General features: G+C 68.0%; 10 protein-coding genes. 2 read left to right on the forward strand and 8 right to left on the reverse strand.

Annotated elements, in window-relative coordinates:
* Positions 1-18: 18 nt before the first annotated feature.
* The 8 genes from rplW to rpsL form a co-directional block, all read right to left on the reverse strand.
* On the reverse strand, positions 19-342 hold the full coding sequence (gene rplW / locus ACFW2Y_RS20470) for a 50S ribosomal protein L23 (RefSeq protein ID WP_265864044.1): 324 nt from the start codon (positions 340-342) through the stop codon (positions 19-21).
* Positions 342-992: a 50S ribosomal protein L4 gene (rplD, locus tag ACFW2Y_RS20475; protein WP_384880957.1), complete on the reverse strand. Its 651-nt coding sequence runs from the start codon at positions 990-992 to the stop codon at positions 342-344. The genes rplW and rplD overlap by 1 nt, the downstream gene beginning before the upstream one ends.
* 7 nt (positions 993-999) lie before the next feature.
* Complete coding sequence (gene rplC / locus ACFW2Y_RS20480) at positions 1,000-1,644, reverse strand: 50S ribosomal protein L3 (protein WP_030687820.1); 645 nt, start codon at positions 1,642-1,644, stop codon at positions 1,000-1,002.
* Between the two features lie 13 nt (positions 1,645-1,657).
* The gene (gene rpsJ, locus ACFW2Y_RS20485; protein WP_003948644.1) at positions 1,658-1,966 is read right to left on the reverse strand and encodes a 30S ribosomal protein S10; all 309 of its coding nucleotides are present in this window, start codon (positions 1,964-1,966) and stop codon (positions 1,658-1,660) included.
* A 669-nt stretch (positions 1,967-2,635) separates the two neighbouring features.
* Positions 2,636-3,829 carry an elongation factor Tu gene (gene tuf / locus ACFW2Y_RS20490; RefSeq protein WP_384880960.1) on the reverse strand — a complete coding sequence of 398 codons (1,194 nt, stop codon included), beginning with the start codon at positions 3,827-3,829 and terminating at the stop codon, positions 2,636-2,638.
* Positions 3,830-3,980: 151 nt separating this feature from the next.
* On the reverse strand, positions 3,981-6,110 hold the full coding sequence (gene fusA, locus ACFW2Y_RS20495; RefSeq protein ID WP_384880963.1) for an elongation factor G: 2,130 nt from the start codon (positions 6,108-6,110) through the stop codon (positions 3,981-3,983).
* A 39-nt stretch (positions 6,111-6,149) separates the two neighbouring features.
* Entirely contained in the window at positions 6,150-6,620 is a 471-nt protein-coding gene (gene rpsG, locus ACFW2Y_RS20500) for a 30S ribosomal protein S7 (protein ID WP_015035567.1), read from the reverse strand.
* A 2-nt stretch (positions 6,621-6,622) separates the two neighbouring features.
* The gene (rpsL, locus tag ACFW2Y_RS20505; protein ID WP_003948652.1) at positions 6,623-6,994 is read right to left on the reverse strand and encodes a 30S ribosomal protein S12; all 372 of its coding nucleotides are present in this window, start codon (positions 6,992-6,994) and stop codon (positions 6,623-6,625) included.
* 620 nt (positions 6,995-7,614) lie between these two features.
* On the opposite strand from rpsL, the gene ACFW2Y_RS20510 reads away from it, so the two are divergent.
* Both ACFW2Y_RS20510 and ACFW2Y_RS20515 read left to right on the forward strand, forming a co-directional pair.
* A complete protein-coding gene (locus ACFW2Y_RS20510; RefSeq protein ID WP_384880966.1) occupies positions 7,615-7,917 on the forward strand; it encodes a hypothetical protein in 303 nt (100 codons plus the stop codon).
* Positions 7,914-8,996: a hypothetical protein gene (locus ACFW2Y_RS20515; RefSeq protein WP_384880968.1), complete on the forward strand. Its 1,083-nt coding sequence runs from the start codon at positions 7,914-7,916 to the stop codon at positions 8,994-8,996. Before ACFW2Y_RS20510 ends, ACFW2Y_RS20515 begins: the two co-directional genes overlap by 4 nt.
* The last annotated feature ends 62 nt before the right edge of the window (positions 8,997-9,058 follow it).

The raw sequence follows: 9,058 nt of genomic DNA on the forward strand, positions 1-9,058 counted from the left end.
CGGACGACTCGACCGCCGTCAGGCGGTCGGGCCGCCGAAGATGTCGATACGGTTGCCCTCGGCAAGGGTCACGATGGCGCGCTTGGTGTTGGCGCGCTTGCCGAAACCGGTGCGGGTGCGCTTGCGCTTGCCCTGCCGGTTGATCGTGTTGACCCCGGTGACCTTGACCGAGAAGACCGCCTCGACGGCCTGCTTGATCTGGGTCTTGTTGGCGCCCGGCGCGACGATGAACGTGTACTTGTTCTCGTCGAGCAGCGCGTAGCTCTTCTCGGAGACAACCGGCTTGACGAGGACGTCGCGCGGGTCCGTGAAGGTCTTGCTCGTGATCGTGGCCTCGGACATCAGGCCTCGCTCCCTTCGGTCTCAACGGCCTTGGGGCCAGACACGAAGGACTCGAGGGCGGCCTGGGTGAAGACCACGTCGTCGGAGACGATCACGTCGTACGTGTTGAGCTGGCCCGGCTCCAGGATGTGCACCTGGGGCAGGTTACGGGCGGACAGCCACGCGGCCTCGTCGGAGCGCTCGACGACCAGGAGCAGGTTCTTGCGCTCCGAGATCTTGCCGAACAGCGTCTTCGCGGCCTTGGTGGAGACCTCGCCCTCGACCACGCCGGTGACGACGTGGATGCGGGAGTGGTTCGCCCGGTCCGAGAGGGCACCGCGGAGGGCGGCGGCCTTCATCTTCTTCGGGGTCCGCTGCGAGTAGTCACGCGGCACGGGGCCGTGCACGACGCCACCACCGGCGAACTGCGGGGCGCGGGTCGAACCCTGACGGGCGCGGCCGGTGCCCTTCTGGCGGTAAGGCTTCTTGCCACCACCGCGGACTTCGCCACGGGTCTTGGTCTTGTGCGTGCCCTGACGGGCCGCGGCCAGCTGCGCGACGACGACCTGGTGGATCAGCGGGATGCTGACCTTGGCGCCGAAGATCTCCTCGGGGAGCTCGACGGTCCCGGCCTTGTCGCCTGCCGGCGAAAGGATGTCAATGGTGCTCATCGGTTCCTCAAACCCCCTTGGCCGCGGTGCGGACCAGGACGAGGCCACCGTTGGGGCCGGGGACGGCGCCCTTGATGAGCAGCAGACCCTTCTCGGCGTCAACGGCGTGGACGGTCAGGTTCTGGGTGGTCACACGCTCGTTGCCCATGCGACCGGCCATGCGCATGCCCTTGAAGACACGGCCCGGGGTGGCGCAGCCACCGATCGAACCGGGCTTGCGGTGCACGCGGTGGGCACCGTGCGAAGCCTTGCCACCACGGAAGTTGTGGCGCTTCATCGCACCGGCGAAGCCCTTGCCCTTGCTCTTGCCGGTGACGTCGACCTTCACGCCGGCCTCGAAGACCTCGGCGGTGATCTCCTGGCCGAGCGTGTACTCGGAGGCGTCAGCGGTGCGGAGCTCCACCAGGTGGCGGCGCGGGGTGACGTCGGCCTTGGCGAAGTGACCCTTGAGGGGCTTGTTCACCTTGCGCGGGTCGATCTCGCCGAAGGCGATCTGGACCGACTCGTAGCCGTCGACGTCGTTCGTACGGACCTGGGTCACGACATTCGGACCGGCCTTGACGACGGTCACCGGGACGACCCGGTTGTTCTCGTCCCAGACCTGCGTCATGCCGAGCTTCTCGCCCAGGATGCCCTTGATGTTCTTAGCCATCTCGCGCGTCACCTCAGAGCTTGATCTCGATGTCGACGCCCGCCGGCAGGTCGAGACGCATGAGCGAGTCAACCGTCTTCGGCGTGGGGTCGAGGATGTCGATGAGGCGCTTGTGCGTGCGCATCTCGAAGTGCTCGCGCGAGTCCTTGTACTTGTGCGGCGACTTGATGACGCAGTACACGTTCTTCTCAGTGGGCAGCGGCACCGGGCCCGCGACCGACGCACCAGTGCGAGTCACCGTCTCGACGATCTTCTTCGCCGAGGAGTCGATGACCTCGTGGTCGTAGGCCTTGAGCCGGATGCGGATCTTCTGTCCCGCCATGGCTACTAGTAGTCCTTTGTCTCGTATAACGCTCTGGAACCCGGTCGGTTTGCGATCCTCCTCCGACCCACGCGGTCGGGCGTGTCGCGCTCCCTCTACGCAGAAATCCCTAGGGATCTCCCAACCAAGGGGGCGCGGTCGCCATGACCGCAGGCCGGGGGTTGAACACCCACCGGGCGCCTGGCCGGCACCCCGCTGACGCTTCCCAGAAGATTCCCGTACGTCCGCCCCTGATGAGGGGCGACGAGTACTGTGGGACTCGCTTCCGGTCCTCCCGACGGGAGGCGCGCAGCATCGGCACTCAACCGAGCAACCCCGACAGTCTGCCATACGGGGCCTTCCGGCCGCCAATCGGGGTCCAAGACTGTACCCCACGTCACGTACGACCATGCGCCGGGGCGCGCATTCGCGACCCGCACGCCCCTCGTTCGCCCCGTCGCCGACGCGCCCCCGCCATCCCGGACCTCGGCCCGCTCGGTCAGGTGCCGTCGCCCGGGCGCGGTGCGTGCGTCACCGCCGCTGCTCGCGCAGCCCTCGTCGAGGACCGGGCAGAACGCGTGCCGCACCTCGGCGAGCCAGGCCCCGACATGCGAGAAGGCCCCGCACCGAGGGTGCGGGGCCTTCCCTTACTGCTCAGCAGCTCCTAGGAGCCACCAGGTCGGTTCAAGATCAGGCGTTGATCTTGGTGACCTGGCCGGCGCCGACGGTCCGGCCACCCTCACGGATGGCGAACTTGAGGCCCTCCTCCATGGCGACGGGCTGGATCAGCTCGACGGACATGGAGGTGTTGTCGCCCGGCATGACCATCTCGGTACCCTCGGGGAGGGTCACGACGCCAGTCACGTCCGTGGTACGGAAGTAGAACTGCGGGCGGTAGTTGTTGAAGAACGGGGTGTGACGGCCACCCTCGTCCTTCGACAGGATGTAGGCCTGGGCCTCGAAGCTGGTGTGCGGCGTGACCGAACCCGGCTTGATGATGACCTGGCCGCGCTCGACGTCCTCGCGCTTGATGCCACGGAGGAGCAGACCGACGTTCTCACCGGCCTGGCCCTCGTCGAGCAGCTTGCGGAACATCTCGATGCCGGTGACCGTGGTGGTGGTCTTCTCGGTCTTGATGCCGATGATGTCGACGGTCTCGTTGACCTTGAGGACACCACGCTCGATGCGGCCGGTGACGACGGTGCCACGACCGGTGATCGTGAAGACGTCCTCGATCGGCATCAGGAACGGCTTGTCGACGTCACGCTCGGGCTGCGGGATGGCCTCGTCCACCGCGTGCATGAGGCCGAGGAGCTTCTCGCCCCACTCCTTGTCGCCCTCGAGGGCCTTGAGCGCCGAGACGCGGACGACCGGCAGGTCGTCGCCCGGGAACTCGTACTCGGAGAGGAGCTCACGGACCTCGAGCTCGACGAGCTCCAGGATCTCCTCGTCGTCCACCATGTCGGCCTTGTTCAGGGCGACGACGATGTACGGAACGCCGACCTGGCGGGCCAGGAGCACGTGCTCCTTGGTCTGCGGCATCGGGCCGTCGGTGGCGGCGACAACGAGGATGGCGCCGTCCATCTGCGCCGCACCCGTGATCATGTTCTTGATGTAGTCCGCGTGACCGGGGCAGTCGACGTGGGCGTAGTGACGCGACTCGGTCTGGTACTCGACGTGCGCGATCGAGATGGTGATACCGCGCTGGCGCTCCTCGGGAGCCTTGTCGATCTGGTCGAACGCCGAGGCCTCGTTGAGCTCCGGGTACGCGTCGTGCAGCACCTTGGTAATGGCGGCCGTGAGGGTCGTCTTACCGTGGTCAATGTGACCGATGGTGCCGATGTTGACGTGCGGCTTAGTCCGCTCGAACTTCGCCTTCGCCACTGGGGTCCTCCTGGAGTGGTTCTGAACGCCTTGCTTCATCGGCGCCAGGTGATCTTTGCTGGGATGCCAGTAAACCGGGGCCCGATTCCTCGGGTTTCGGGGGCCGGGCCCCGGTGACTGGTGTCAAGCCTAAAGCGTGAACTCGGGAGAGTTACTCGCCCTTGGCCTTCGCGATGATCTCCTCGGCGACGTTCCGCGGAACCTCGGCGTAGGAGTCGAACTGCATCGAGTAGCTTGCGCGACCCGAGGTCTTGCTGCGGAGGTCTCCGACGTAGCCGAACATCTCCGAGAGCGGCACGAGGCCCTTCACGACGCGGGCGCCGCTGCGCTCCTCCATGGCCTGGATCTGGCCACGGCGGGAGTTGATGTCACCGATGACCTCGCCCATGTAGTCCTCGGGCGTGACGACCTCAACGGCCATCATCGGCTCAAGGATGACGGGAGAAGCCTTGCGCGCGGCCTCCTTGAAGGCCTGCGAACCGGCGATCTTGAACGCGAGCTCGGAGGAGTCGACCTCGTGGTAGGCACCGTCGAGAAGGATGACGCGAACGCCGGTCATCTCGTAGCCGGCCAGGATGCCGAACTGCATGGCCTCCTGCGCACCCGCGTCGACCGAAGGGATGTACTCCTTCGGGATGCGGCCACCGGTGACCTTGTTCACGAACTCGTAGGAGGCGTCGCCACCCTCGATGGGCTCGATCGCGATCTGCACCTTGGCGAACTGACCGGTACCACCGGTCTGCTTCTTGTGGGTGAAGTCCACGCGCTCGACGGCCTTGCGGATCGTCTCGCGGTACGCGACCTGCGGCTTGCCGACGTTCGCCTCGACCTTGAACTCGCGACGCATGCGGTCGACGAGGATGTCGAGGTGGAGCTCGCCCATGCCACCGATGATGGTCTGGCCGGTCTCCTCGTCCGAGTGGACCTGGAAGGAGGGGTCCTCCTCCGCGAGACGCTGGATGGCGACACCCAGCTTCTCCTGGTCACCCTTGGACTTGGGCTCGATGGCGACCTGGATGACCGGCGCCGGGAAGTCCATGGACTCCAGGATGACCGGCTTCTTGTCGTCGCACAGCGTCTCACCGGTGGTGGTCTGCTTCAGGCCCATGACGGCGACGATGTCGCCGGCGCCCACCGAGTCGATCTCCTCACGCTTGTTGGCGTGCATGCGGTAGATCTTGCCGATGCGCTCCTTCTTGCCCTTGACGGAGTTCAGCACCGCGGTGCCGGCCTCCAGGCGACCGGAGTAGATCCGGACGAAGGTGAGCTTGCCGAGGTGCGGGTCGCTCGCGATCTTGAACGCGAGGGCCGACAGCGGCTCGTCGTCGGACGGCTTGCGCTTGACGACGACCTCGGGGTCCTTGACGTCGTGGCCCTCGATGGCCTCGACGTCCAGGGGCGAGGGGAGGTAGCGCACGACGGCGTCGAGCAGGGGCTGGACGCCCTTGTTCTTGAACGCGGTGCCGCAGAAGACGGGGGTGACCGTCTTCTCGCCGTTGCCCTTGCCCGAGGCGATGGTGATACGACGGACAGCCGCGTACAGCTGCTCCTCGGTGGGCTCGACGCCCTCGAGGAAGAGCTCCATGAGCTCCTCGTCGTTCTCCGCGACGGTCTCGACGAGCTTGCCGCGGTACTCCTCGGCCAGCTCGAGCTTGTCCGCCGGGATGTCGACGACGTCGTACATCTCACCCTTGCTGGCCTCGGCGGACCAGACAAGCGCCTTCATGCGGACCAGGTCGATGACGCCCTGGAAGTCCATCTCGGCGCCGATCGGGAGCTGCATGACGATCGGGACGGCGCCGAGGCGGTCCACGATCATGTCGACGCAGCGGAGGAACTCGGCACCCGTGCGGTCGAGCTTGTTGACGAAGCAGATGCGCGGGACGCCGTAGCGGTCCGCCTGACGCCAAACGGTCTCGGACTGGGGCTCGACACCGGCCACACCGTCGAACACGGTGACAGCACCGTCGAGCACGCGCAGCGAACGCTCCACCTCGACGGTGAAGTCGACGTGGCCCGGCGTGTCGATGATGTTGATCGTGTGATCGACATTCTCGAGCGGCCAGTGGCAGGTCGTCGCGGCGGACGTGATCGTGATGCCGCGCTCCTGCTCCTGCTCCATCCAGTCCATCGTGGCAGCGCCGTCGTGGACTTCACCGATCTTGTACGAAACGCCGGTGTAGAACAGGATCCGCTCGGTGGTGGTCGTCTTGCCCGCGTCGATGTGGGCCATGATGCCGATGTTGCGCACCTTGGCCAGGTCAAGCGAAGTGGTAGCCATAAGGCTTCAGTCTTCTCTCGGTCTCGATGTGGGTTGCGACTACCAGCGGTAGTGCGCGAAGGCCTTGTTGGACTCGGCCATCTTGTGCGTGTCCTCGCGCTTCTTGACCGCAGCGCCGAGGCCGTTCGAGGCGTCCAGCAGCTCGTTCATGAGGCGCTCGGTCATGGTCTTCTCGCGACGGGCGCGGGAGTAACCGACGAGCCAGCGGAGGGCCAGCGTGGACGCGCGGCCCGGCTTGACCTCGATCGGCACCTGGTAGGTGGCGCCACCGACACGGCGGGACTTGACCTCGAGGGCCGGCTTGACGTTCTCGAGAGCGCGCTTCAGCGTGATGACCGGGTCCTGGCCGGTCTTCTCGCGAAGACCCTCCATGGCGCCGTACACGATGCGCTCGGCGGTGGAACGCTTGCCGTCCAGCAGGATCTTGTTGATCAGCGAGGTGACAAGAGGAGAGCTGTAGACCGGGTCGATGATGACCGGGCGCTTCGGGGCGGGGCCCTTACGAGGCATTCTTACTTCTCCTTCTTGGCGCCGTAGCGGCTGCGAGCCTGCTTACGGTTCTTGACGCCCTGCGTGTCGAGGGAACCGCGGATGATCTTGTAGCGAACACCCGGCAGGTCCTTCACACGGCCACCGCGCACGAGCACGATGGAGTGCTCCTGCAGGTTGTGACCCTCACCCGGGATGTAGGCCGTGACCTCGATGCCCGAGGTCAGACGCACACGCGCGACCTTACGGAGGGCCGAGTTCGGCTTCTTCGGGGTGGTCGTGAACACACGCGTGCAGACGCCACGACGCTGAGGGGAACCCTCGAGTGCGGGCGTCTTGTTCTTCTCGACCTTGTCCTGCCGGCCCTTACGGACCAGCTGCTGGATCGTAGGCACTACTTCTCCGGTTTCTGTGTGCCGTCGTCAAACTAACCTGGAACATTCACCGACCCACGCGGTCGGGTGTGTCGAATCTCGCGCGCTCCTGCCAAAAGCAGGGAAGAGCGCGGATCGCGGTGACCGATGCATGACCCGTCGTGCGGTTGAGGACACGCACGGGAGCCAAGGCACACCCCAGGCACAAGGCATGAGCGTACCTACCGTACGGACTCCGGTCAAAACAAATGCCCACGCGAGCGGGCGCCCGGCCGATGTGCGGGAACGCGGGGCCGGACGGGGGTGCGAGCGCCCCCCCTACGGGGGCGGTGGTGACGGTCCCGCGGCGGGGGACGCAGGAGGGACGGGTGCGCCGCCCCACCTCCCCGTTCGGCCGACCCGGCCCCGCCCCCGGAGGGGCGGACGGGAACCTGCCGGGCTCCCGGAGTCCCCTCGCGTCCCGTCCGCCGCACCCGGTGCCACGACCCGTCGCACGGGACCACCGCCGGTGTCGACGGATGCCGGGCCTCGGCAACGAACGGGGCCCCACGCCTTCTGGGGCAGCTCCTGTCACCGGGTTTCGCCCGCATGGACACTACACGTCAGCACCCGTCCAGCCGACGAAGAACCGGAGGCCCGCCATGGCCACGGACGACCGCGCCCTGCCCACGCCCGGCAGGACCACCCCGACCGATCTCGGCGTCGAAGTCCGTCTCACCCTCCTTGAGTACGGCACGATCGCCGCCGAGTACGCACCCATCGCCGCCCACCCGGACACACCGCGGGCCGTCGTGGACGACTACGCCGTCGTGGTCGACGCCCTCGCCCTGGCCCACCGGGTGCCGGACTCCGACGTCCCGGCGGTCCTCGCCGTCGGCACCAAGGCCCTGATCCGTGTCCACCGGGCCCTGCTCGGCCCGCCGTCGCCGAGGAAGAACACGTGACCCGCCCCGCCGACACCACCAGCCTGGTCCGAAGGCACCTGGCGGTCCTGGCGGTCCTCGCGTCGATCGCCCTGGTGGTGAGCTGGACCGCCGTCGCCCCGTACGCGTACACCGCTCTGGTCGGCTGCGCGGTCGCCCTGCCCCTCCGGCTGCGCGGTCGGCCCGCCCTTCGCGCCACCGCCCCGGACGCCGCGCCGCTGCCTCCGGTGCAGCAGCAGCCGTCGGGCGGGCCGGGCGCCGAGTCGGCCATCACGGAGTACGGCGAGCGGCTCGCCCGGCAGCCAGTGGACGCCGACGGCCCCGCCGCCGAACGACACGACTGGCGTGCGGCACTCGACGCCTACGACGACGCCAAGCGGGCCGAGCCCGGTCGCGTGCTGCAGATCCTGGCGGGCGGGCACACCGCCCTGGACCGGTTGGCCCTCGCCGCGGACCGGCGTCGACGGCGAGCCGAAGCACAGGCCGGCGCCGAAGCAGCGGCCCGCACGGCCGCCCCGGCCGAAGCGCCGCCACCGCCCCGTTACGGCCCTCCGCCCGTCGACCCCGCCCTGTGGAGCCACGGCAGCGGCCCGACCACCTTCCGCCTCCCCAAGACCCACGGCTGGAAGGGCTCCTACCTCCTGGCCTTCGAGGGCGACTCCCCCGACGGCTTCCTCGTGCACGCCCGCACCGGCACCGCCCGCCGGCCCCAGAGCGTCCAACTGGCGTACCGCGAGGCCGGCCCGGGCGCCGTCCGGGTGCCCGTTTCCACCTCCGTCGACAACGCCCTCACCCTCGACATCGTCACCGAAGGCCCCTGGCGGGCCGCCCTGCTGTCCGCCGACGCCGCGCGCACCCTGCACGGAGCGGTGTTCGGCAGCTCCTCCGAGGTCCTGCTCAACCGGTTCGGCCACCACTCCGCCGTCTTCGAGCACCACGGCGACGGCCCGTTCGTCCTGCGTGAGCCGAGGGCCAGTGACGTCACCACCGGCCGCATCGTCGCCGAGGGCAGGGGGACCGCCCAGCTCCGGCTCGGCCTGTCCGACGTCCAGACCCTGTACGTGACGTCCGACGGCGAGTGGACGCTCACCACCCCCTGACGGCACCGGAGGAGGAAGGCGCCGGAGAACACCGAAGGGCGGTCACCCCGTACGCAACGGGG

The organism is Streptomyces sp. NPDC058877, from assembly GCF_042742855.1.
Classification (GTDB): domain Bacteria; phylum Actinomycetota; class Actinomycetes; order Streptomycetales; family Streptomycetaceae; genus Streptomyces.